Source organism: Spirosoma humi (assembly GCF_054776575.1).
Window position 1 is genome coordinate 163685 of sequence record NZ_BAAHBR010000017.1, and the last position, 24753, is coordinate 188437.

General features: G+C 49.4%; 16 protein-coding genes and 1 tRNA gene. 10 read left to right on the plus strand and 7 right to left on the minus strand.

The features are described 5' to 3' along the window. Positions 1-225: 225 nt before the first annotated feature. Positions 226-366 carry a hypothetical protein gene (locus ACYU8Y_RS22875; RefSeq protein WP_460940460.1) on the minus strand — a complete coding sequence of 47 codons (141 nt, stop codon included), beginning with the start codon at positions 364-366 and terminating at the stop codon, positions 226-228. 307 nt (positions 367-673) lie between these two features. Here ACYU8Y_RS22875 and ACYU8Y_RS22880 point away from each other — a divergent pair, with 307 nt between their 5' ends. The 3 genes from ACYU8Y_RS22880 to ACYU8Y_RS22890 all read left to right on the plus strand — a co-directional run bounded on the left by ACYU8Y_RS22880 (position 674) and on the right by ACYU8Y_RS22890 (position 4858). Beyond that, complete coding sequence (locus ACYU8Y_RS22880) at positions 674-1975, plus strand: PKD domain-containing protein (protein ID WP_460940461.1); 1302 nt, start codon at positions 674-676, stop codon at positions 1973-1975. 913 nt (positions 1976-2888) lie between these two features. Then, positions 2889-3884 (plus strand): acyltransferase family protein, encoded by a 996-nt coding sequence (locus ACYU8Y_RS22885; RefSeq protein ID WP_460940462.1) that lies wholly within the window; start codon positions 2889-2891, stop codon positions 3882-3884. Between the two features lie 149 nt (positions 3885-4033). Beyond that, on the plus strand, positions 4034-4858 hold the full coding sequence (locus ACYU8Y_RS22890; RefSeq protein WP_460940464.1) for an IS982 family transposase: 825 nt from the start codon (positions 4034-4036) through the stop codon (positions 4856-4858). A 402-nt stretch (positions 4859-5260) separates the two neighbouring features. Here ACYU8Y_RS22890 and ACYU8Y_RS22895 read toward each other — a convergent pair. Then, positions 5261-5337: transfer RNA gene (locus ACYU8Y_RS22895), tRNA-Ile, on the minus strand. Positions 5338-5462: 125 nt separating this feature from the next. Between ACYU8Y_RS22895 and ACYU8Y_RS22900 the strand changes: the two genes are divergently transcribed. From ACYU8Y_RS22900 to ACYU8Y_RS22920, 5 genes are all read left to right on the plus strand, one after another. Beyond that, positions 5463-6722: an HD domain-containing protein gene (locus ACYU8Y_RS22900; protein ID WP_460940465.1), complete on the plus strand. Its 1260-nt coding sequence runs from the start codon at positions 5463-5465 to the stop codon at positions 6720-6722. 163 nt (positions 6723-6885) lie between these two features. Next, positions 6886-7914 carry a UDP-3-O-(3-hydroxymyristoyl)glucosamine N-acyltransferase gene (gene lpxD / locus ACYU8Y_RS22905; RefSeq protein WP_460940466.1) on the plus strand — a complete coding sequence of 343 codons (1029 nt, stop codon included), beginning with the start codon at positions 6886-6888 and terminating at the stop codon, positions 7912-7914. A gap of 78 nt (positions 7915-7992) precedes the next feature. Then, a complete protein-coding gene (locus ACYU8Y_RS22910) occupies positions 7993-9387 on the plus strand; it encodes a bifunctional UDP-3-O-[3-hydroxymyristoyl] N-acetylglucosamine deacetylase/3-hydroxyacyl-ACP dehydratase (RefSeq protein WP_460940467.1) in 1395 nt (464 codons plus the stop codon). A 120-nt stretch (positions 9388-9507) separates the two neighbouring features. Continuing rightward, complete coding sequence (lpxA, locus tag ACYU8Y_RS22915; RefSeq protein WP_460940468.1) at positions 9508-10305, plus strand: acyl-ACP--UDP-N-acetylglucosamine O-acyltransferase; 798 nt, start codon at positions 9508-9510, stop codon at positions 10303-10305. A 78-nt stretch (positions 10306-10383) separates the two neighbouring features. Continuing rightward, positions 10384-11004 carry an ABC transporter ATP-binding protein gene (locus ACYU8Y_RS22920; RefSeq protein ID WP_460940469.1) on the plus strand — a complete coding sequence of 207 codons (621 nt, stop codon included), beginning with the start codon at positions 10384-10386 and terminating at the stop codon, positions 11002-11004. A 16-nt stretch (positions 11005-11020) separates the two neighbouring features. Here ACYU8Y_RS22920 and ACYU8Y_RS22925 read toward each other — a convergent pair whose 3' ends face one another. The 3 genes from ACYU8Y_RS22925 to ACYU8Y_RS22935 all read right to left on the minus strand — a co-directional run bounded on the left by ACYU8Y_RS22925 (position 11021) and on the right by ACYU8Y_RS22935 (position 15151). Then, positions 11021-11713 (minus strand): class I SAM-dependent methyltransferase, encoded by a 693-nt coding sequence (locus ACYU8Y_RS22925; RefSeq protein WP_460940471.1) that lies wholly within the window; start codon positions 11711-11713, stop codon positions 11021-11023. Positions 11714-11883: 170 nt separating this feature from the next. After that, a complete protein-coding gene (locus ACYU8Y_RS22930) occupies positions 11884-14382 on the minus strand; it encodes an ABC transporter permease (RefSeq protein WP_460941202.1) in 2499 nt (832 codons plus the stop codon). 88 nt (positions 14383-14470) lie between these two features. Beyond that, the gene (locus tag ACYU8Y_RS22935; RefSeq protein WP_460940472.1) at positions 14471-15151 is read right to left on the minus strand and encodes an ABC transporter ATP-binding protein; all 681 of its coding nucleotides are present in this window, start codon (positions 15149-15151) and stop codon (positions 14471-14473) included. A 119-nt stretch (positions 15152-15270) separates the two neighbouring features. Here ACYU8Y_RS22935 and ACYU8Y_RS22940 point away from each other — a divergent pair, with 119 nt between their 5' ends. Further along, positions 15271-15975 (plus strand): arylesterase, encoded by a 705-nt coding sequence (locus ACYU8Y_RS22940; RefSeq protein ID WP_460940473.1) that lies wholly within the window; start codon positions 15271-15273, stop codon positions 15973-15975. Positions 15976-16020: 45 nt separating this feature from the next. Here ACYU8Y_RS22940 and tamL read toward each other — a convergent pair whose 3' ends face one another. Then, on the minus strand, positions 16021-18444 hold the full coding sequence (tamL, locus tag ACYU8Y_RS22945; RefSeq protein ID WP_460940474.1) for a translocation and assembly module lipoprotein TamL: 2424 nt from the start codon (positions 18442-18444) through the stop codon (positions 16021-16023). 6 nt (positions 18445-18450) lie between these two features. Further along, entirely contained in the window at positions 18451-23523 is a 5073-nt protein-coding gene (locus ACYU8Y_RS22950; protein ID WP_460940476.1) for a translocation/assembly module TamB domain-containing protein, read from the minus strand. A 364-nt stretch (positions 23524-23887) separates the two neighbouring features. On the opposite strand from ACYU8Y_RS22950, the gene ACYU8Y_RS22955 reads away from it, so the two are divergent. After that, positions 23888-24700 (plus strand): TerC family protein, encoded by an 813-nt coding sequence (locus ACYU8Y_RS22955; protein ID WP_460940477.1) that lies wholly within the window; start codon positions 23888-23890, stop codon positions 24698-24700. The last annotated feature ends 53 nt before the right edge of the window (positions 24701-24753 follow it).

The window sequence follows — 24753 nt, forward strand, 5'->3', positions numbered from 1 at the left end:
GTGGATTCTGTGTCTTCATATAAAAAGACAACAGGAGAACTCTTGCAGGAACTAGGGTAGAGCATACCTGACTCTAGCTGGTACTATTTATTCCAAATCCTTTGCCGCCTTGTTTATGAAACGTCCTCTTTGGAGCCTACCACTTCTAGCTATTCTCTCAACAGCTTATCAAAAATTAACTCCGGACTTCGTCTCAAACTACGAAGGGCACTATCAGCTACAGGTTTAGCCCCAGACTAATTTTGATTCGACACCCGTGCCCACAACGACCACAATCAAGGGTAGTTTGACCGTTGTTAAGAATCCTGACGGAACGTTACCTTCATGGAGAAGCGACCCAACGACAATACCGGACGTTCTTACCAAGTCCGTTTAGTTGATACTCGTTTTGAGCTTCCGACTCAAATCGAATCGCTTCTAGTCAATGGGGTGAGTTACACGCCTAAATTCATGGGTTCAGGTGAGTTTAAGAACAACAGTGTGACCATCACTCGGACGGCTAGCTTTACCGAAAGCCGGGCACAACCGCTAGTTATAAGCTGGCGTTCAGTTACTAGACTATCACTAGCCACTAATTCCCAGGATATTACCTAATCGCCTTTTGAGGGAATGCGCTAAAGCAGTTAACTTATGTTGGAGTCTATTTATGCCCCCTCCGTTAAATCCTTCGTCGATGAAATCTGAAATCTGCACCACCGCACCCGTCGGAAAATGGTTACCCCTTTACTTGATAGTCATGAGTTTTGGGTTACTCTTTTGCTCAAGAGAGTTACCCCCAGAAACCCCAGATACCGCGCTTTTTACGTTTCAAGTAATTCCTCAGCAAGATGGACTAGTTGTTTTTAGAGCTGATTCCAGTCAGCAAGGAGCAACCTATCACTGGAATTTCGGCGATAGTACCGCGCAGACAAGTACCCAGTCACCACAAATTAGTCATCAATTCACCCGCAACGCCACCTATCAGGTAAAACTGACTATCGACAGAAATCCCCGCCAGGTCTCCAGCATTCAATCGGTGCTGGTGGGCACCCGACTGGCACGCACGTTTGCAGACTTACCTTCCACCAAGAGGGATACCATCCGATTGCTCTATGTACTCACTGATCCATCGTTTGTCAGCGCGTTTCCGACAACAAATGGCAATCATTATGATCCGTATCAGAACCGAGTTTTTGTCGATTTTCTAAACCGTACACAACCAGAACATCCGCAGGAATTGAACAAACTTGTCTTTCAGCATATTATCTACCCATTGTCGGCCGATGAAATGGCTCGGTTTAAGGATAGTGGAGACCCTGAAGGCTTAATGAATAAGTTATTTGCGGACCTGACCGATCCACTCACAAAGAAGCTGATAGCACTCAAACAAGCTAAAGCAGCTACCCGGATCGTCTTTTTCATGAAAGATCCAAGCCTGCCAACCGGTTACCCCAAATACCCCTATGCGGGTTACGCAACCTATGAAGGCCCCTACCTGGTGTGTTTGAATGCCAATGCTGAATTGGCTGCTCATGAATTAGGCCATTCGTTTGGGCTAGCACACGATACACTCCGGGATTGTCAGACATTTCCACTTATGGTTGGTAGTGGGCCTTTGAAGGTTCTTGGCACCTGTGGTAGCTATTGGAATCAGTATCGTGAGTTCCAGGTCAAAGGCTACGTGAATCAACTAGTTAGGTTGGAAACGCAGCCCAATCGGGGCTATCAGTATGTGGTTCCCGAATACTGGCGCGATCAGTTTCCACAGGATCTGCTGGTTAGCCAATTCAGCCATGTGTCGCCAGCTACTACTCCCTATTATAGGCCAGGCATCAGTATGATGCAGACCCTTTCTGATGCCCTGGTTATGCAGTACAATTATGAACTAGCCCCCCGGCTGATTACGGGCCTGGATTATAACCAGAGTCGGCCGCCCGGTCGGCTAGCTGCTTCGCCGGTCGGCCAGCCAATTTACTGTCCTTACTCTCCTAAATGAGGGGCTGCAATTAAAAGTTCTGATGATCAGCAAATTTTGGGGATTGTTAAGTAGGGATAAACGTTTGGAAATGGTGTATATAGCTCCCAAATAAGCTAAAAGGATAAATAACCAAATATAAGTTAATTTATGCTACAGGTAGACACTCGAACTATATCGCTCCCCTTAACGGGTTAACTAGTAGCCAGACTATAAAGCTTCAGAACGTATTGGGGAATTGAAAAAGGCTGGTAATAGTGTCACCTTTATAGCGACGGCTCCGGCGGCCAAGCGACTACCGGTGGGCCACATTATTGCCTTTTCTACCCCTTAAACGCAAGCGAAAGCTCGATGTATGTCATGTAATGAATGCCATCCGTACCGGTTGCCACGGGGCTGCCCGCGCGGTGGCGAAATTTACCTGGCGAGTACCCCAATTGGCAGGCCGTTTATCACTATGGCTCCGGCCTTTAGGTTTGTCGTGTGGTAAGAAAACAAGATTTGGTAGCTTACTAGAAGCTCACCGTTGGCTTCAACCGCCTTGGCTTTCCCGAAACCAGCCTGCCCTTCTTGACTAGCAAACTTGGCAGGGTCCACCATCCGTTGTTTGTTGAAGCAACCTCGGAAGTAAGCCTCTGGGTTGTGTAGTATGTTACCGTTACTAGTCAATGATGACATTTTTGTGACTTTATCGTGTTGGGAATAATTATTAACAAACTTGTGACTTGACTTTTTCGGTATAGTCCAGAACATATAGCCCACCTACTCAGGCCTATATACTGATTTGTTTCAACATAGACCAGGGAGGCTGTTGCCTACTGCTGCATAAGCAGTATACCTACCGTTCTATATGTTATCAACTCCTATGACTACCTTCACTGTACCTGTTTTAAGCCCATCACGAAAGAATTTACGAGTATCCTCAGCCAGAAGAGTGGACGTACTGGACTATCTGAAAGGAGTGTCCATCGTGTCGATCATTCTATTGCACAGTTTTCAACTAGTGGCTCTACCACCCCTAGGCAAAAAGCTGATTCAATTCGGAGGAACGGGCATTCATGGATTTATTTTTGTCTCCGGATTTGGCCTCTACCTGTCTCATCTATCCAACCCCTTAGCCTTCTGGCCGTTTATTAAAAAACGGTTCCTGAAGATCTATCTGCCCGTTAGTTTAAGTGTTACGGTGATTGCCTTAATCAGTCTGGGCCTTCCACTTTACCACTCTTCCCTGTACGCCTACTTGGGCCATCTGTTGCTCTATAAACTGTTTGATGAGCGCATTGTGGGCAGTTATGGCTACCACTTCTGGTTTATTTCGCTCATCCTGAGTTTATACTTGGTTTTTTTGCCCATTCTTGAGGCCAAAGACCGCCTACCGACTCGGCTATTTATTGGCTTGTCGGTTGGGATTAGTCTCGTCTGGAGTGCGTTGATTATCAGTATTGGCAAGGAAAGCGTCCGGGTCTGGAACAGTTTTTTTTTACAGTATTTATGGGAATTTTGTTTGGGTATCTACCTGGCTGATGTTTACAAAACGAAACAGATCGGATTCTGGAACCAGCCATCGGTCACGCTGCTAATTATATCAATCGTTGCCCTATTTTTATATGCTGTCTTTCCCTCCACATTTGGTTCAGTGGGAAAGGTCTTGAACGACATTCCAGCGCTAGTAGGGTATATGAGCTTGGCCCTATTGGTGTATACTACCCATTTCCCTTTCCTGAACCGATTTTTCACCTATACGGGTAAGATTTCGTTTGCGCTGTACTTATTCCATATGCTCTTTTTGCAGATGGCTACCTATATAACGGCCCGATTCCGGCTGGAATTTACTTGGCTGCTGGTGGTTATCGTCTTTTGGGGTAATTATTTGCTGGCCATTTATGTCCATGGCCTTTTATTAAGGCTCTATAAAGTCCTCAAGGTGTAAGTCGACTCCCAACGTCAACGACTACCCATAACCGGGTCAGGGCTGATAAACCCCAAGTTTTCACTAGAAATAATTCAAGTTGCGAGATACAGGCTTTGCTAGCCACTTAGGTAATTTTGGAGTATCTCACGCTCTAAATCACTCACAAGATGGCTGACAAAACCATTGCAATTTACTGCTTCTTTGATGAGCTCTTCAAAGTAATGGGACCAAAAAATGACCCACATTGTAAACTCAATGATGCTGAAGTGGCCACTATTGCCAATATGGCCGCCATCGCCTTCTATGGCAATCAGGCCGCTGCCTGTGGCTACATGCAAAAGCACTATGGTATGAAACTACTCGACAAGTCGGGCTTCAATCGCCGACTGCATCGGCTCCAGCCCCTGCTCATCGCCATCTTCCGGGCACTGGGTGCCAGCCTTAAAGACCTCAACACCAGTACGCGTTACATGATCGATTCGTTTCCGGTTGCTGTCTGTCGAAACTGCCGTATCCCCGTCAGTAAACTCTTGAACGGTAAAGCTTATCACGGCTACAACGAGGCTAAAAAAGAGTATTTCTATGGCTTCAAAGTTCAGGTCATTATTACTGCTGACAAGCAGCCAGTGGATTACTTTATCACCGCTGGCAGTTTTCACGACAGCACTGCCTGTAAGGCGGTACTGGTCGATCTACCCGCTGGTAGTGAACTCTATGGCGATAGTGGCTACACCGACTACGAGCAGGAGGATCTCTATGCCGAATGCGACCAAATCTACCTCAAGATTCACCGAAAAAAGAACAGCTTACGGCCTGATCAAGCTTGGGAAGTGTTTCTAAAGAAGCACTTTCGCAAGCCTATTGAGAACGTTTTTGGTCAGATCACCAACCTATTTCCGCGTAAGATTCATGCCGTCACTGCCGAAGGCTTTTTACTAAAATTATTTTTGTTTCTGCTGGCCTTCACCATCAATGGATGTTTGGAGGAATGACTATCTCGCAACTTGAATTAAAATTATTAACAGTGATAGTGCCCTGTAGCTTAGAGGCTATTGGGGATGGAAAACACCCATCTGCCCGACTGTGGCTGTATACCATAAAACGGTAAATTCAACCATGAGCACAAGGCAGGTGGCGGATGTGTATTAGTTGCAGGACTGTAGTAGTGAGGCTGATTGCGGTCTATATTGACTGGACTCGTGTAGCATTCATTGACAGAATGATATGTAAGAAACACTCTGAAGCAAGGCTGATCGAAGGCATAAGCTCGGATGACCATAATACGCCCTACGAGTTTTGGAATTGATCTCTCTTTATTTTTTCGTGATTCGAAAAAATGTATTGCAACTAAATAAAAAAAGCCGCCTAGCATTCCTGCTAAGCGGCTGATTATCTGGTGGGCCAGCCTGGACTCGAACCAGGGACTTACTGATTATGAGTCAGGCACTCTAACCAACTGAGTTACAAGCCCGTTGTTGACTAATTGCTCAAAGCCAACGGGCAAATTTACGAATTTTTCAACAGGATTGCAGGATTAACGTGATTTTCAATCGACAATCCTGTTAATCCTGCAATCCTGTCCGGTATCTTTGCTGAATGTCAGCGCCTAATAAGAAAAAAATTCTTAATGATCCCGTGTACGGGTTTATTACCATTCCAACCGAGTTACTTTTCGATTTGGTTGAGCATCCTTACTTTCAGCGACTTCGGCGTATCAAACAATTAGGCTTATCGGAATATGTTTACCCCGGCGCTTTGCACACACGCTTCCACCACGCGCTGGGCGCTATGCACCTGATGGGGCAGGCCATGAGTACGCTGCAGAGCAAAGGGCATTCCATCAGCAGTGACGAGTGTGAAGCTGCCCAGGTGGCTATTCTGCTGCATGATATTGGCCACGGGCCGTTTTCCCACGTATTGGAGTGTTGCCTGCTGGAGGGCGTGTCACATGAGCAGATTTCGCTGCTTCTCATGCATGAACTGAACCGGCAGTTCGATGGGGCCTTATCGCTGGCGATCCGCATGTTCGACGGGACGTACGAGCGAACCTTTTTTCATCAGCTTATTTCCAGTCAGCTGGATATGGACCGGATGGACTATCTCAACCGCGATGGCTATTATACTGGCGTGGCGGAAGGGGCCATTGGGGCCGAACGAATTATCAAGATGCTCGATTTGGTGGGTGATCAGTTGGTGGTCGAAGCGAAAGGGATTCTGAGCGTCGAAAATTTTCTGAACGCACGCCGGCTGATGTATTGGCAGGTGTATCTGCATAAAACGTCCATCTGTGCGGAGTCGATGCTCATTCAGGTGTTGCGCCGGGCCCGGTTTCTGATGCAGCAGGCAGGAACTGAAACCGTTTTTGCATCGGCGGCCTTTCGGTTGTTTATGCAGGAGAGTGTTACGGCGACTGATTTTCAAACGAACCGGGTTTACCTCGATGCGTTTACGCGGCTCGATGATTTTGATGTGTGGGCCTGCATAAAGGAGTGGGCGCTACACACCGACTTCGTGCTTGCGACTCTTTGCCAGATGCTGCTCGACCGCAAGCTGTTCAAGATCATGCTATCGACGGAACCCTTTGCCGGGGAATTATTGACTGAGCTCGAAAAGCAGTTGCATCGGGATGGCCTACCGGCTGATATGCGTTCTTACTTTCTGGTAGAGGGACAGGCCACCAATGCCGCTTACCTGCCTTCCGAGGATCGGATCAGTATCAAGCTGAAGGGTGGTAACGTAATCGATATTGCCGATGCATCGGACCTGTCGAATATTCAGGTGCTGACCAACATTGTCCGCCGATATTACGTCTGTTGGGCTAAAGACCTGCGGGGTGTTCCGCAATCCGCCAATTAATAAGTGATTAAGGTTACGGTCTAAACGCGTTTAGGACTCCGAATAAGTCACTAGTTTCCGAACATTTCCGGCTAGTTCTATCCGAAAAATGCAATTTGTTGCCTACCTTAGCGGCCCAATCGAACGCAAAAATCGAGTGTTTTGCGACGGTCGTTACACACATATGAAGTTTACAGTCAAGCAGATTGCTACACTGCTGGGGGGCGAAATTGCCGGAAATGATTCATTGCCAATCACCGGATTAGCCAAAATAGAAGAAGGTAAGCCAGGCGATATTTCGTTTCTGTCGAACCTCAAGTATGAGCCGTTTCTGTACACAACCCAGGCATCGGCGGTCATCGTCGACCAGTCTTTTCAGCCCAAAAAACCGGTTCTGCCTGCCCTTATTTTTGTAGAAAACTCCTACTCGGCCTTTACCCAACTGCTGGAAGAGTACTACAAACAATTAAGTTTCGCCCGCAATGGTATCGAACAGCCCTCCTATGTTGGTGATGGGACGAAAATTGGCGAGCGAATTTATCGGGGTGCCTTTTCGTACATTGGTTTGAATTGCACCATCGGCGAGAATGTCAAAATCTACCCGCACGCCTATATTGGCAACAACGTTCGTATTGGCGATAATACCATCATCCATCCGGGTGCCCGTATTCTGGACAACTGTATTATCGGCCAGCATTGTGTTGTTCATCCCAATGCGGTTATTGGCAGCGAGGGGTTTGGCTTTGCGCCACAACCGGATGGAACCTATAAAACCATTCCGCAACTTGGCAACGTTATTCTGGAAGACTTCGTGAACGTTGGCTCTGGCACAACTATTGACTGCGCCACCATGGGCTCCACCATTATCCGGAAAGGTGTTAAGCTCGATAATCTGATTCAGATCGGCCATAATGTCGATATTGGCGAGAACACCGTCATTGCGGCACAAACGGGCGTTTCGGGCTCTACTAAGTTAGGTAAGAACTGTGTTATTGCCGGCCAAGTTGGTTTTTCCGGTCACCTGACCATTGCCAATGGTACCAAAGTTGGTGCCCAGTCGGGAGTCGGTAAAAATGTAGTTGAAGAAGGGACATCGATTAATAGTTCGCCTGCTTTTGGCCTTAAAGAGAGCATGCGTTCACTGGCCATTTTCCGGAAGTTGCCAGCCCTGGAACAGCGGCTGTCGAATCTGGAAAAGAAAAAAGAAAACTAGTGTGCGGTTTAGGTTTGTGGGATTCACCGGTGTTTACAACGGTGAATCCCACAAACCTAAACTGTAAACCGACAACGAATGAATACCAAACAACAGACGATTCAGAAAGCCGTATCGGTATCGGGAGTGGGCCTGCATACAGGCGTCTCGGCAACGATGACATTTTTGCCCGCGCCGACGAATCACGGCTATAAATTCCAGCGCATCGACTTGCCGGGGCAACCCATCGTGGATGCCGATGTCGATAACGTTGTGGACCTCTCGCGGGGCACTACAATTGAGCAAAGTGGCGCCCGAATTCATACGGTTGAGCACACGCTGGCTGCCCTGGTTGGCTTGCAACTGGACAATATCCTGATTCAACTGGACGGCCCCGAACCGCCCATCATGGATGGTTCGTCTATCCAGTTTATCGACGCTCTGCGCGATGCCGGTATCGAAGAACAGAATGCTACCCGAAACTATTTCGAGGTGAGCGAGTATGTTCATTACCGCAATGCCGAAAAAGATATCGAACTGGCGGCTTTGCCCCTGGACGATTATCGGCTGACGGTGATGGTCGACTATAACTCGCGGGTAATCAGCAGCCAGCACGCTTACCTGAATGACATAAGCCAGTTTCCGGAGCAGATTGCCAACTGCCGTACGTTTGTCTTTTTACACGAACTGGAGGCTCTCTACAAACAAAATCTCATTAAAGGGGGTGATCTCACCAATGCGATCGTGATCGTGGATCGCGAAGTAAAAGATGGCGAACTCGATTACCTGGCCGACCTGTTGCACAAACCCAAAGTGAGCGTAAATAAGCAGGAAGGCATTCTGAATAACCTGGAGTTGCATTACCCCAACGAAATGGCGCGCCACAAACTGCTCGACATGGTGGGCGATCTGGCCTTGATTGGCCGACCCATTAAGGCGCAGATCCTGGCTGCCCGTCCGGGACATGCGGCTAACGTGGCCTTTGCCAAAAAGATCAAGAAACTGATTCAGAAAAACGCGGCAAATCAGGTACCCAAATACGATTCGACGCAACCGCCCGTTCTGGATATTAACCGCATCTCGCAGTTGTTGCCTCACCGCTATCCATTTCAGATGATTGACAAAATCATCGCTCTGGACGAAAACAGCGTAGTCGGTATCAAGAACGTAACGATGAACGAACCCTATTTTCCGGGCCACTTTCCAGGAAATCCGGTTATGCCGGGCGTTATGCAGCTTGAAGCGATGGCGCAGACGGGTGGCATTCTGGTATTGAGTACCGTACCCGATCCCGAAAATTACTGGCCATTTTTGGTGGGTATTGAGAATTGTCGTTTCCGGCGCAACGTTTTACCGGGCGATACTGTCATTTTTCGGTGTGAGTTCACATCGCCCATGAAGCGTGGTATTGTGAAAATGCAGGGCCGTGGCTACGTAAGCAACCAACTGGTGTGCGAAGCCGACATGATCGCCAGTCTGGTTAAGAAAAAGTAGTGAACCGGGCGGCCGGAGCAAAATGATGAAGGATGGATGATAAATGATAGTTGTATTAACTAGAAGGCTATCAATTGGTTATCTTTTTTAATTCATCATTCATCATTCATCAGTAGAAAAATGATTCAACCATTAGCTTACATTCACCCTGAAGCGAAAATAGCGCAGAACGTGGTGATCGAGCCATTTGCGATTATCCATAAAGACGTTGAGATTGCCGAGGGAACATGGATTGGTTCGCATGCGGTTATCAACGAAGGAGCTCGTATTGGCCGGAACTGTAAAATTTATCCAGGAGCGGTGATCTCATCAACGCCACAGGATTTAAAATTCAATAACGAGTACACCCGAACTTACATTGGCGATAACACAACCATTCGTGAATATGCCACCATCAGTCGGGGCACGGAAGAGCATTGGAAAACCGAAATCGGGTCAGATTGTCTGGTAATGGCCTACGCGCACGTGGCGCACGATTGCCGAATCGGTAACCACTGCCTGATTATTAATAATGTGCAAATGGGTGGACATGTGCATATGGGCAATTGGGCCATCATTGGTGGTTCCAGCTCGGTGCACCAATGGGTGAAAATTGGCGCCCACGCCATGGTTTCGGGCGGTTCGCTGGTGCGTAAAGATGTACCACCGTTTACGAAGGCCGCCCGTGAACCATTGTCTTATACCGGTATCAACTCCATTGGCCTGCGTCGGCGGGGGTTCGAAAACGACAAGATCAACCAGATTCAGGAAATCTATCGCTATATCTACATGCGTGGGTTAAACAATGCCGATGCGTTGACACAGATCGAGCTGGAGCTGCCTCCATCCGATGAGCGCGATGAAATTGTGAACTTCATTCGGTCGTCGGAGCGGGGCATTATGAAAGGCCCGTCAAACAGCAACGTGGAGCGCGAATAAACGCATGACGGCACAAGGCTGGAGCCAATGTGGCCCGGCCTTGCGCCATCCGTTCCGGCGGCACTCATACTATCAACAATGCTGACAATCTCTACCGAGAAAATCGGTAAAAAGTACCGGAGGGAGTGGATTTTTCGTCACGTAAACCTGACGCTCAAGGCCGGTACAAGCTATACGTTTGTCGGCCCCAATGGCAGCGGAAAATCAACGCTGCTCCAATTATTAGCCGGGAATTTGCCCACTACCGAGGGCAATCTGACGTATTCGCAGGATGGTGTGCTGATTGATCCCGACAATTGGTTTCGGCAGGTAAGCATTGCCGCTCCTTATCTTGAGTTGGTCGAGGAATTGACACTGGATGAACTGCTGACGTTTCATCAGACCTTCAAACCTTTTCGGAACAACCTGACCAGTGAAGCCGTTGCCGACCGCCTGTTGCTGACCCACGCTCGTCATAAAGAAATAAAGTATTTTTCGTCGGGTATGAAGCAGCGCGTTAAACTTGGTCTGGCCTTCTTCTCTGACGCACCGGTCGTTATTCTGGACGAGCCTACTGCCAACCTTGATCGGCAGGGAGCCGCCTGGTATCAGGAGCAAGTACGTCGACTCGGCCCTGACCAGCTTCTGTTAATCGGCTCCAATCAACCCGAAGAGTATGATTTCTCCCCCAATGTGCTGGATGTAATGCAGTGGAAGTGATGGTGGGGTAAGGTTTTTACCTGACCGCTTTCTCCGACATTTCCTCTGCGTCTGCGTAAACGGTTGTGTCATATAATTTTCGCATTAGAAAGCCATGTTCGATCAGAAACTTTAGATTGAATTTTCGTACCATGCCATGATTTGGTAAGGTTGGGCTCTCCACGTGATTAATAACATAATTCGGGAAATAGCTGGCAACATCGCTGGACGATAGGCTGAATGGAGGAGTCGGCAGGGAAGGTTCGTACTCGACCGTATTCAAAAAAGTTAAGGCGCCTACGGGCGTTAATTTTTCGAGAGTTTGTAAATACTGCATCCGCATGGAATTAGGTAAGGCCACTAGCGATGCCCGATCGTACACAACGTCAACCGGCCCAATATCTTCACTGGTTAAACTAAAGAGGTCGCAGCAAAAAATGGTAATATTGCCTGAAATGAATCGGTTGCCGATCCGCTGATAGGGCCGTCGGTTATCGGAAAAGAACTGTAGCACGGCTTTCTCAACAATCTCGACTCCTACAACCCGCTGGGCGAAGTGACCAAAGTAGATCATATCAACGCTTTTGCCGCAGAGAGGAACGAAAATCGACTTGCCTTCCAGCGAAAAAGGGGGCAGGTGCTTGATCAGGTAAGGGTGAATGTCTTTACGGTGGAAACTGGTATAGGGGCCTTCTAATTCCCAGGAGTTAAGCCAGAATGCTTTTTCCATGACAAAATTTAAGAGTTTAGAGCGTTTTTTGGTGCTACAAATCTCCGATGTCGTTGGGCCAGGTTTTAGAGCGATTGTACGGCTTTTGCTAAACCGTATATTCACGCACCGATCATGCCATGGTACGGAAAACTACGCAGTCAGGATTTATCTTCATGCCTGGCTTTTCGTTAACCCTCCGCACGCAGTACATCCAGGGGTGGTCTGACGAGCACCTCACGGCTATTGAAGACCCCAATAAATACGGTCAACGCGGTCACGGAAAGAGAAATAACGACCAGGGGTAAAACATCGGGCCGATAAGGAACCTCGAATACGTAACGGGCTAAGGCCCAGGTACCAGCCACCGAGAGCAGGATGCCCGAAAGGGCTGCTAGTAGACCCAATAAGCCATACTCGAGCGCAGTGATACGCAGTATCTGGGCACGGCTGGCACCGAGTGTTCGGAGAAGCACGCTTTCGCGGAGCCGCTGGTATTTGCTGATTACCACCGAGCTAGCCAGTACCAGCAGACCCGTCAGTATGCTGAACAGAGCCATGAACTGGATAACAAACGAAATCTGCCCCAGAATATCATCCACCGTTTTTAAGATCAATCCCAGGTCAATCGCCGATACGTTAGGGAATTGGCTCACGAGTGCCCGCTGAAGCACCGCCGAAACCTGGTTGTTGGGCACACGGGTCATGAGTACGTGGAACTGGGGGGCCTGCTCCAGCACGCCCGACGGAAATACGACCAGGAAGTTGGTTTGTACCCGATTCCACTCGACTTCGCGGGTGCCACCAACAATGGTCTGTATGGGTGCCCCCTGCACGTTGAAATCGAGGGTATCGCCCAGTTTTAGGTGCATCCGGTCCAGAAAATCTTTCTCGATGGAGACATAAATAGCCCCATTGGCCTGATAGGGTGCCTTGCCCGAGCTTAATTTTTCCGACGAGATCAGCGTATCCCGGTACGTAACCCGGTATTCGCGGGTAAAGGCCCATTTTGGGGTTTTGAGCGCGGTATCCTGGCGAACCGCGCCGGTGGTTCCGTTAATGTCAGACAGACGCATCGTTACGACGGGTACTTCCTGCAGAACAGGCAAGCGCTGTGTTTTTATCAGCGATCGAATACCGGCAATCTGCTCATTCTGAATATCGAACAGCACCATATTGGGCTGATTTCCACTAGCTGACAACTCCACCCGACCGAGCAAAAGCCCCTGGGTCAGGTAAAGTGTGGCAATGAGAAACGCGCCAAGACCGATGGAGGTGACGAGGATAAGCGTCTGATTATTGGGACGGTATAAATTCGCTAAACTCTGTCGCCAGATGTAGCTCCAGGAGGTCGGAAAGAACCGGCGGACAAGCCAGATCAAACCTAGCCCCAGCGCTGTCAGGATGCCAAACGCCAGTGCCAGGCCACCCGTAAAACCGAGAGCAAGCATGAAGTTATGGGTTTGCCAATAGGCAAAGCCAATAATGAAGCCAATCACCAGCAAATACACAAGCCATCGGAAGGGGTCTCTGTTGCTCAGGTCTGCTTCGTAAGAATTACGCAAGGTGCGCAGGGGCGATACATTGCGAATAGCCAGCAACGGCAGCAACGCAAACAGAACCGAAATGAGCAGTCCGGTACCAATGCCACCGAGAATAGCCGGGCCTGATAACGTGGTTTCGACCGTAATGGGAAGGAAATTGCCGAACACACGTGGAAGGATCAGTTGAATCGCTGATCCGGCTAAGGCGCCAATTACGGCCCCAAGCAGGCCCATTAGGGCCGTCTGAATAAGATAAATCAGAAAAGCCTGACGCCCGCTGGTACCAAGGGTTCGTAGAATAGCCACGGACGTAACCTTTTCTTTTACATAGAGTTGCACCGCGCTGGCAACACCCACGCAGCCTAGTAATAGGGCCACGAAAGCTACCAAACTCAGGTATTTGGTCAGGTCGGCGAAAGAACGGCCGGTTTGTTTTTTACGTCCGGAAACCGTGTCGTAGCTTATACCGTCCTTATCCAGACGTGCCGATATTGGTTTGATGTATGTATCGACAGCAGTGCCCAGCGCAAACTGGTAATAGTATTTATAGGCCACCCGACTGCCGCGCTGTAGCAAGCCGGTTTGGGCTAAAAATTGATTTGGAATAAAAACGGTTGGAGCAACAGTAGCCGCAATAGCCGCCTGGCCGGGTGTTTTTGTGACCCGTCCGGCAATAAGGAAAGACAGGTTTCCAACGCGCACAGAATCGCCGGGGACGGCTCCTAGCTGCACCAGCAACGCATCGTCTACCAAGGCCACCCGAGTGGTCGCCTGGCGAAAAGCTTGAACGGCCGATACCGGCTGAACTTCCCAGGTACCATAAAACGGAAAATTACCCTGTAATCCTTTTACCTGCGCCAGTCGAACACCCCCGGTTTTGGGAATAGATACCAGCGAAGCAAAGGAAACTTCGTACGCTCGATCACGACCGATGGTTTTCATCAGTTGGGCTGTTTTGGGCGATGGCGGCCGGTTCCAGGATAGTGTAAGATCAGCACCGAGGAGTTCCTTCGCCTGTTCATCAATACTGCGGGCCAGGTTATCGCCGAACGAATTTATGGCTACCAGCGCGGCAATACCCAGCACAATGGCAGACATAAAGAGAAGTAACCGTTGTCGGCTCCGGCGACTGTCGCGCCAGGCCATGCGGAAGAGCCAGGAGGTGTTCATTACGTTTGATTTACTGAGCGATGGAATGAGTGAATAGATAAGCGTTGGGCACTTACTTGATCAATCATTCAGTCATTGTATCAGATACTACGCTTCCTCCTTTGATCCGAATAACGCGTTGGGTTCGGGAAGCTAGTTCCATATCGTGTGTGACGAGGACGAGTGTGGTTCCGGCTTGGCGGTTGAGTTCGAACAGTAAGTCGACGACTGTGGCACTGGTATCGGCGTCGAGATTGCCGGTTGGTTCATCGGCGAAGAGGAGCTTTGGCCGGTTGGCAAATGCCCGCGCCAGCGAAATCCGCTGCTGTTCGCCGCCGGAGAGCTGGGTAGGGTAGTGGTGCCCACGCTGACCCAGGCCAACACGTTCCAATAATGCATGGGCCGCTTTCTCGACTCCTTTCTCGCCCCGTAGTTCGAGGGGTACCATCACATTTTCGAGAGCGGTGAGCGTGGGCAGAAGCTGGAAGTTCTGAAAAATAAACCCGACGTATTGATTCCGAATAGCCGCCCGCTGGTCTTCATTGAGTGTATCCAGGCGAACATCGTTTAGATAAACGCTGCCCGACGACGCCCGGTCTAATCCGGCACATAAGCCCAGCAGGGTTGTTTTGCCACTGCCCGACGGCCCTACGATGGAAAAGGTGTCTCCCGGTTCGAGCGTGAAGTTGACAGCATGCAGAACCGTTAGTTCCCGGCCCCCGCTGGAGTAAGTTTTAGTTAGATTTTCGACGCGAAGAATACTCATGGAAACAGGTTTTAATCGCAACAGGGCAAATAAAGGCGAGGTTCACAAAGGATTCTTAGCGTACTTTGCGAACCTCGCCTTTACGTTTGCGTTTACCTGATTTAACCGTTGCAAAACCGATGAAGTTCTTCACAATGAGCAAAACACCCTTTTCTGTGATAAGCGGGTTGATGCTGGTCTTAACGGTCTGGGGCTGTGGTTCATCCGATACCAAAACGTCCCAGCCAGCCAATCCGACCAAACAAGCGGATGCCAAACCAGCCAATACGGCCCAAAAACAAACTATTCTGTTCTATGGCAATAGCCTGACAGCGGGTTACGGTGTCGAGCCGGCCCAGGCGTTTCCTGCCCTGATCGGGCAAAAGATCGACTCTGCCGGATTGAATTATACCGTTGTCAACGCGGGCTTGAGTGGCGAAACGACTGCCGGTGGCAAAAGCCGAATCGGTTGGGTGTTGCGCAAACCCGTAGCGGTATTTGTGCTGGAACTCGGCGGTAACGACGGACTGCGGGGACTTCCCTTAACGGCAACCCGCCAAAATTTACAGGCCATTATGGATACCGTTCGCCGGAAGAGCCCGCAGGCCAAAATTGTGCTGGCAGGTATGCAGATTCCGCCAAATATGGGAACCTCGTATGCGAAGGAGTTCAGGAAGATGTTTAAGGCGTTAGCCGACAAGAATAAGGTTGTCTTGATCCCCTTTTTGCTCGAAAACGTAGGCGGTATTCCTAAACTGAACCAGCCCGATGGCATTCATCCAACCCCCGCTGGCCATAAAATTGTAGCCAATACGGTTTGGAAAGTGCTTCAGCCTGTTTTGTAGAGTGGGCAAGGTGTGTCGGAATGCCGCATCTCCTCGTTACAAAGCTTAAAATGGATAGCCGACGCCTATGTTAAAAACCAGATTTTGTTTGCGCCAGTCTCGGCTACCGAACGCCATTTTGTCGATAATCCACTCACTGCCCTCTGTTTTATAAGGCTTGCGCAGGGGTGTTGCTACATCGAGCCGGATCAGGAAATAGGACAAGTCAATTCGGATGCCGACGCCTGTACCAATAGCGATTTGTTTATAAAACGTATTGGTGAACAATGCTTCAGGGCCAAACGTATTTGAGTCAGAATAGGACCAGACGTTCCCTGCATCGACAAAGACAGCCCCTTCGATATACTTGTTAAATTTGGCGCGTATTTCTGTATTGGCCTCCAGTCTGATATCGCCCCCACCATCCTGAAAAATTGGCACGTTACGGATGGTATCCCGGGTGAATAAACCAGGACCAATCGCCCTTGGCCGAAAGGCCCGAATACTGTTACTGCCTCCAACAAAGTACTGTTTGGTAAAGGGTAAAGATCTATTCGCCGAGTTTCCGTAGGTAATTCCAACACCCGCAAACAGGCGATTAGCCCAGGTTATTTTTGACGTCAACCGTCGATAGAGTCGACCATCAACATCGAATCTCAGAAATTGTGCATAAGCCGCGCCAAAGATTCCGTTCCGATTATCATTTAGGATGGGCTTACGAAAAAAGAGGCTTGCCAGATTACCCGCTGCCTCTGCATTGGCAGTTATTCGATAGGAGGTGGGCGACAATGAACGAACTGGCGAATTGAAATTGAAGGTGTATATAGAGCTTAAAATAAGCTGATCAGAGAAAAATACTGTATTAAGATATTGTTTTCTTACCACTTCAGGAATATTAGGATCTTGTATAATCTCGTAAACGCGGTCACCGATCTGGTCTTGGGGCACAAAAACATAGTTGATATTAAAAGGCTGGAATACATGTTCGATCTGCTGATTTTGCCGCCACGCATAGCCAAATGTCGTCTGAGCCGAATTGATCCGGTACAACCCCCCGCGAAGTATTGTCTGATAACCTAACGTGAGGTTGGTTTTGGGCAGAGCCTGGCGCTGATCGTACTTAAACCGGAAAGGAGCCACCAGCCTGGGAAAACTCAAAGTTCCATCGAGTCCATACCGGTAATTAGTAATTCCTTCGCCAGCGGCCCCCACCTGAAACTCGATCCCGGCATTGGCATTGATTGTCAATAACTCCGCCCGTCGGAGTGCGTTTCGATTGCGCCAGCTCAAGATTATTTGCGTACCGTTAAAGTTGTTGGAACGGGATGTGCCATCCAACTCGACACGCACTGCTTTTGCCGGATAAGGCGTCAGGTAGTAGTGAACGTCCAGCACGGCTGTGTCTCCCTGCTGATCTGGTTCGAAGCGGTTTCGGACAAATTTAAAGGCGCCCACATTGATGAATCGCGAGAGGGTAAGGTCCTGCATACGGCTGTTGTAGCGCTTGCCCGGCTGCACCGTAACGATGTCACGAAATAATTTTGGATCAAACCGATTCGTGGAGTCGACAACCCTGAATTGTTCGTCTGTCTTGAATGCCTGCCGTTGGTTAGTGTCATTTCGAGCCGTCGACAGGTTGTAGTTCGAGTAAATAAAGACGTCGCGGATGTAATAAGGCACGCCAGCCGCTTCAGGCATGTCGGGCTTGATGGCAAAATAGAGTTTTGTCCGGTGTCGTGCCGTATCGTTATCGGCAATGACCGCAATGTAGTCGGGCAAAAAATAGTAAAAACCACGCTGTTTGATGGACTGACTAATACGCTCTCGCTCCAGCTTGATATTGTCGAACAGGTAAGGATCTCCCTTCTTGATAACTGTTCGTCTGGATGAAGCCAGAAGGGCTTTGCGAACGGGGGTCGAGTCAACCAAAAAACCCGTAGAATCGATATAAAAGCGTTGCTTTACGTCGACATCGTACACCCCCCGTGCTTTATACCCTTCTTCAACAATTTTACCGGCAGCTTCTGACCCGAAATAGCCCTGATTCTGAAGGGTCGCTTTAAAAACAGGTATGTTTGAGGTAATGGCTTTCGCGCTGGCAAACACGGGTTCCTGACCAAATTTTTTGCGGAACCAGGCCCGGAAACCATTTTTTTTAGGCTCGCCGAACAGATAATATAAACCTACTTTATACGGGTAACCAAATAACTGCTTGTTCGGTCGGGGGCGTGCCTGGGCCGCTAACTGCTCTTTCAGGCCGCTCTGTTCCACTGCCGAAATAGTTGAGTCGGCATGTATATTAATATCCGTGCCCATATACAAGCGCTCATTGGCCGGTAAGTGCTTGGCTATATTACAGGCGCTGAACAGCCACACCATCAGGGGTACGACAAAGGTCGAAACTGGTAAATGAAAAAAAGTCTTCGCTCGTATGGGCGAAACAAGGGTAGGTATAGAATGACTGATTTTTCTGGTTGATAAAAAGATCATAACGAATTAATTCAGCACGGGCCCGGCAGATGATCGGCGGAAAATTTCGGATAGTGTATTGAAATCCATCGAAATGATGAACCCAACCCCCGTTTCAATAATATAGCCATCCAATACGGCCTGATAGTCGTTGCGTCGATAAGCGCGCAGCACATACCGGCCATCACGGGTGATATTATAGTTGGCTGACAAGTTGTCAAATACCTGATTCTGGCTAGGGACGGCAGCGTTGGCCGAGTTGTCGAGCACAAAGTTTTTGCCTACCGAGACGGTTACCCGGCCAGCCAGAAAACTCCGTGATAAACCTACATTCAGGTCGGTTCGGGAGCCGTTCGTTGTTCCTCCCGTATTACCGCTGCCCGCCTGCGATAGCAAGTTGAAGTCAACGTCAAACCCTTTCAGAACCCCCGACGCCAACCGGCCCAACTGATCCGAAATGAGTTTACTGACGCTACTACGGGCAATGTTTTCGGCCTGGGTATTCAACCCACCATTATCCGATCCGGAGAAGAAGTCCGACGAATTCTCGGGTAGAAAACGATTCAAAATGAGCAATGCAAAGACTTGCTTGTTTATCTGGGCGGGGTCCTGGCGGAGTGTTTTGAGTTTTGATTCAACGCTTGAGCCGAGGCCATTACCCTGATCAATAGATGAATTCTCTACCTCGGGAAGTCGGATATCGAAGCTCAGTTTTGGCGAGGCCAGGTTATCACTGATGGTAAGATCAACTTCGAAGGGAAGTTTTCGTTTAAGCGATGCCGCGTCGGTTGACGACGTTTCGTTGCCAATAAGGTCGCCGGGAGGAACCGACACTTTATAGACGGCCGTCATATTAATGTCGGCTTTCAGAGGGTCGCCGGTGAAGTTGATATAACCCCCTTTCTGGAGTTCAAATTGCCGTTTCAGAACCTGATACGTCAGCGAATACTCACCCTCGGTTACTTCGTAACGACCAAGTACCGTTATTTGCCCTGCGGCATTGACGCCTACATTAAGGCGAGCATTACCTCGTGCGCGTAAGTAATCGCCATTTAGTTCATCGACAACAATCGTTAGTTCTGACTTTTCGTCGGCCTCCAGATCGACAGAGATGGTTGAGTTGCTCAACTCGTCAAAGGCCAGTCTTGGTTTAAGGGAATCAATCTTGGGTTTATACAGGTATTTAACCAGGGCGAGTGAATCGTTATGGTTAATGAAAGTCACAATCCCGTTTGCTTCATTGGCACTGGCGGCATCATCGGGCAGCACCATTGCTACTTTACTACCATCTTCGAGCCGGATGGTGCCATTGATCGACGCGTTGGAACCCGCCCCTTTGATGCGCAGATCGGTGCTGACAGAGGCCTGCCCGTAAGCATAGTCATTGTCTTTACGGCCAGCATTGAGCACCTGAAAATGATCGGCCCGAACGCGTAGATTATAGGCAGCATTGGGCAGGTTTTTTAGCGTAACAGTACCATCCGTCGTGAGGGTTCGTCCCTGCTCGTCGCGTAGGTTAAACCCTTCCAGCGTAATCGTTTGTCCCGAAAAAGCCAGCTTCTCCTGGTCGATGCGGTAGGTTGCATTAAGCTGCTTAATGTTGAACGCGACGGAATCGAACGCAACGCTGCCATCCATTTTGGGGTTGTCCACAGCGCCTTCTACGGTAAATCCACCGGTAAGATTTCCCTTAGCCTGCCGCAGCTCGCCAAAACTAAAGGCTTCGATAGTTCGCGCATCCAGGCGGTTCAGCTTAATAGCCAGATCAAGGGCTTTCTTGGCATCGTCCGGATTATAGAATCCTGTAACGGTTGCGTCATTATAGGGCCCTGAGAGGGCTGTATTTACACTGATGCGTCCGTCGGATGTATTGTTAAAGCGGGCCGTGAGATTGCCAATGGGCTTGGTCATGACTTTTAGGCTGTCGACATAGACAGACCCGATAAATGCCAGCTTACTATCGGTACTCATATAGTCGCGCACGACTACGGTGCCGTTAAGCTGCCCGCTGGCCAGGGTCGTATCCTGATTGGCCAGGCGTGCCAGATTGCCTAGTTCAATTGCACGGGCTGTTACCCGAATTGGCGCGTTGCCGTATTGCTCCGTACTACTTATTTCCAGCGATTGCTGATCGGTTTCGATATGGAGCCGGTTAAGTAGCACCCCGTCTTTACCGTACTGCGCGAAACCGGCCGTATCCGTTTGCCAGCGCTGGTAATTGGTCAGTAGCCCATTTGGAGCAAAGTTGAACCGGTAACTGGAGTCGACAATGCTCAGCGTACCCGAAACGCCATGTAAGTCCTGATCAATCGAATCCTTGTTGACAACCGCAAACCGGAACTTGTTATTAGCCGCTATACCGTTCAGATTTGTCTGGCGAATGGTTATACCATCGTATAGAATCCCGTCGATTCGTCCATCAACTTTCAACTGGTTATTGGCTCCCCGTAGGGTCATCGTGCTACCTTGTAAGGTAGTGGTATCATAAACGACCACGCCGATGCGAAGGGTAGCCGAGAGTGTGGTGTCGCGGGTGTTGTCCAGATAAGCATTGAACCGAACCGTATCCAGTCGCGTCAGCGCTGGCACAAAGGCCTGGAAAAGTGGATTCTGGTAGGCTTTCAGCGCCAGTGTAAAGGCGTGCGGGGGCGGAATTCGTTTATAGGTCAGCGAGGGTAAGGCAATATACTGGCTGATTTCGCCCGCAATAATGTCGTATAGCTGCGTGTATTCAAACTGACCATTTAGCGTCATCCGGGCACCCGGCAGTTGAGCGACTACATTTTTGGTGCCGCCATCGGCCGACAGCCGGGCATACAGTGAGTCGATTGGGTAGCTTTTGCCATTCAGACTGAGGATTGCATCGCTGGCCGACACAGTACCAACGGGCTTGGCGGGGTCCGTTGACGCCATATCGAGAATAATTCGACCTTTAAGCGACAGCGGGTCACTGTACAGCTTCAGTTTTTGCAGGTTTAATTCATTCACGACGGCCTGCCCTTTAATACTCGGAAAGTCGCCCTGAAGGCCAACTTTTGTATCGAGAGTCAGGCTAGCATTCGGATCTTTTAATGAACCAACCAGGTTGAGGTTGCCATTCGCCAGATTGCCTTCGGCATCCAGGTTCTGATACGTGTAACCGCTGAGTTCGGCCGATTGAACCGCTAGGTCGAACCGGGTCGACAACGTTTTGGGGTCAATACCGCGCCCATCGACCGTAGCCCGGCCGGTTACTTTACCAATGGTTTCGGGTTGTTTTAACCACTTGCCTGCATCGAAGTCGTTGAGGTCCAACGTGCCTTTGTAGGTTTGATTCTTACCCGCTACAAAACCGGTTAGTTTTCCATCAAAAGCGGCCGTGCCCCAGGCGGTGTTTAGTTTGGCATCCAGAACGAGATCGTTCAACTGCCCCTGGATCTTTCCGGTAAGTTGAAGCGAGGGTGGCAGGGCAATGGAGGAGGGGATGGAGCCTTTGGGGGCCAGCTTATTGATATCGGCCAGACTGGTTACGGCCTGCTGCACGGTCATATCGACGCCAATATGATCGGGGTCCGTCACATTCGTCAGGCGTCCGCTGGCCCGTATTTTTGTGCCCGAAAGCATATCGAATTCCAGGCGCGGCAAGTTCAGCGAGGCCAGTGTACCTGTTGCCTGCGCATTGGCCCTGAAAACACCTCCGCTATTGCCCGCAAAGGGGGGCGTATCGGCTAAGAATGGAGCCAGTTGCAGCACATCCTCTACCGATAAGCGACTCTGACGCAGGTTTACACGAACGCCTACGCGCTTCGCGAAACGTGGGTTTGTTAACTGGCCCAACGAGTCGTATCGCAACACCATCTGGTCGCGGATCAAACTGGTTGGCGTCTGGATGTAAAGCTTGGTCAGTGTTGTCGTGGTGTCGGTATAAAGGACGTTACCTTCCAGTTGTTGGAGAACAAAACCGCTGGTGGACCGGAACTTGCCGTTGCGCAGTTGGCCACTGATTTTCTGGCCTCGTTTGCCCAGGTCTTGGTAGACCAGAAAGCGCCCATCTATACCCAGGTTCTGTAAATCGAGGTGACCGTAGTCAAGGCCTTTTTTCTGACGAGGGGCCGTCTCATCGTCGTAGCGGATGCGGTTGTTGGCAAAGCGGACATTCGTAAGCCTGGCTTGCCAGCCGGGCGTAACCGGTGTTAGAGCCTCGGGTTGAACGACTGCTTTTTTTGTCGGTTTGGTTAGTAGAGCAGCTATGTCCGCATTACTCAGTTCAAGCGATTTGATACCTATTTTTTCCCCTTCCAGGTAGAAATAGTCCGACTCCATGGCGAGTCGTTCGGCGTTACCTCTGGTCTGGAAATCAGCGGTTTCAACGCGAACATCCCACTTCGCCTTGTTTATCTGCCATTTTCCCAGGGCTAAATTGAGGGTGTCTCCCGGTTTACTTGGAGCACTTGGTGGTGTCGGTAGACCTTCATATAACCGAGTATAGAGGTTAAGGCCATTGACGGCTACATTCGACAAATGGTATTTCGACGTGGCTACGTCGGTCTCGCTGAACGAAGCCCGCAGACTATCCAGATACGCATTCACATCGGCACCAGCAACATCGTCTTTATACTTGATTCGCACATCTTTCAAGGCAATACCATTCAGGTTGATGGCCATTGGCGTCGATACGGTATCTGAAGGTTCCGGAGCGGTTCCTGTGTCAAAAGCATCGAGGATGTACTGGAAGTTAAAGGTCGGCGGTGCGCCGTTGCGCTCGGGTAACGTACGACTTATATTCAGGCGAATATGTTCGAGTTCGATTTGATTTAGGGCGACCCGGTTATTGAGCAGGCCCCACATGTCGAGGTCTACGCGCATACGGCCCCCGTCGATCAGAGTATCGCCTTTGGGCGTTTTAAAATACACGTCTTCCAGTTCGATCCAGTCGGGAATCGAATAACTGATGCGTCCAATTCGAAAGGGCGATTGAAGTTTTTGAGCAAGGTATGAATTCACCTGATTGGTAACCAGTTGCTGCCCCCAGGGTGTGGTAGCAACAATAACCACAAACCCGACCAGCAGCAGAATGATGGCAATCAGACCAAGCAGAATACGGACAAACAATTTTGACACAAGACGCTGAGTTTTGGCGAAAAACTAATCAGTTTGGAATTACGTCAGGACGTGATACGTCATTTTATAACGAGCTAGGCGCTATTATGTTACCAGATTACGGTCAAAGCTACTAATGTCCTTAAATATATCCTATTTAACCGGCATCGGTTCCGGCTACTCACGGAGCTAGTCACAAGGCCATACCAGTAGCGTTTACCACTATACGCCGTTTGGCCCTGAATTGTTGCTCTAACCTTATTTTAATGCCAATAACCAGTTGTCCGATCCGGTAACCTTTTGTCCAGTTGCCGGTTCTTTCTTCGACAAGTTGTTGCAGACCCGGACCGAAGGGGGTAATTTTGGCTTTCACTTTAGTTCAACCATGAGCGATCTTTTTACCGCCGAGTCCATCATTAGCCTTCTGACCCTGACATTTCTCGAAATTGTTCTAGGTATCGACAACATTATTTTTATTTCCATTGCGGCTAACAAACTTGCCCGCAATGATCAGCCCAAGGCCCGGAATATTGGTTTAATGCTGGCTATGGGTTTCCGGCTGGTGTTGCTGATGGGCATTTCCTTTGTTATATCCCTGAGCAAGCCATTTACGCACATTGACGCGGGCTGGTTCAAGGCAGCTCTGACGGGGCAGAGTCTTATTCTGTTTGCCGGGGGGCTGTTTCTGCTCTATAAAGCTACCTCCGAAATTCACCATAAATTAGAAGGTGGTGCCGAAGAGGAGGCTGAAGGGAACGTGAAAGGAAAAGCCACGGTATCGAGCGTGGTTACGCAAATTGCCATCACAAACATCGTTTTTTCGATCGACTCTATTCTAACGGCCATCGGTCTGACGCAGAACGTGACTATTATGATGATCGCCGTTGTGCTGTCTATCCTGATTATGATGTTCTTTGCCGGACCCGTTGGGTCATTCGTCAATGAACACCCGACTATTCAGATGCTAGGGCTTGCCTTTTTAATTATGATCGGGTTTATGCTGGTGGCCGAAGGCGCTCACTTGTCCGAAGTGGTCATCTTCGATCAGGAAGTCGGTACGGTGCCCAAAGGGTATTTGTACTTCGCTATTGCTTTCTCGCTGCTGGTCGAGTTCCTGAATATCCGGCTTCGCAAGAAGCAGGCCCCCGTGAAACTGCGCAGCTACGAAGGCCAACCCGACCGCGACGGAATGGTTTAAACTTAGGATAAATGCTGAATTATAAATGACACGCACACTGGCTACAGACCGTT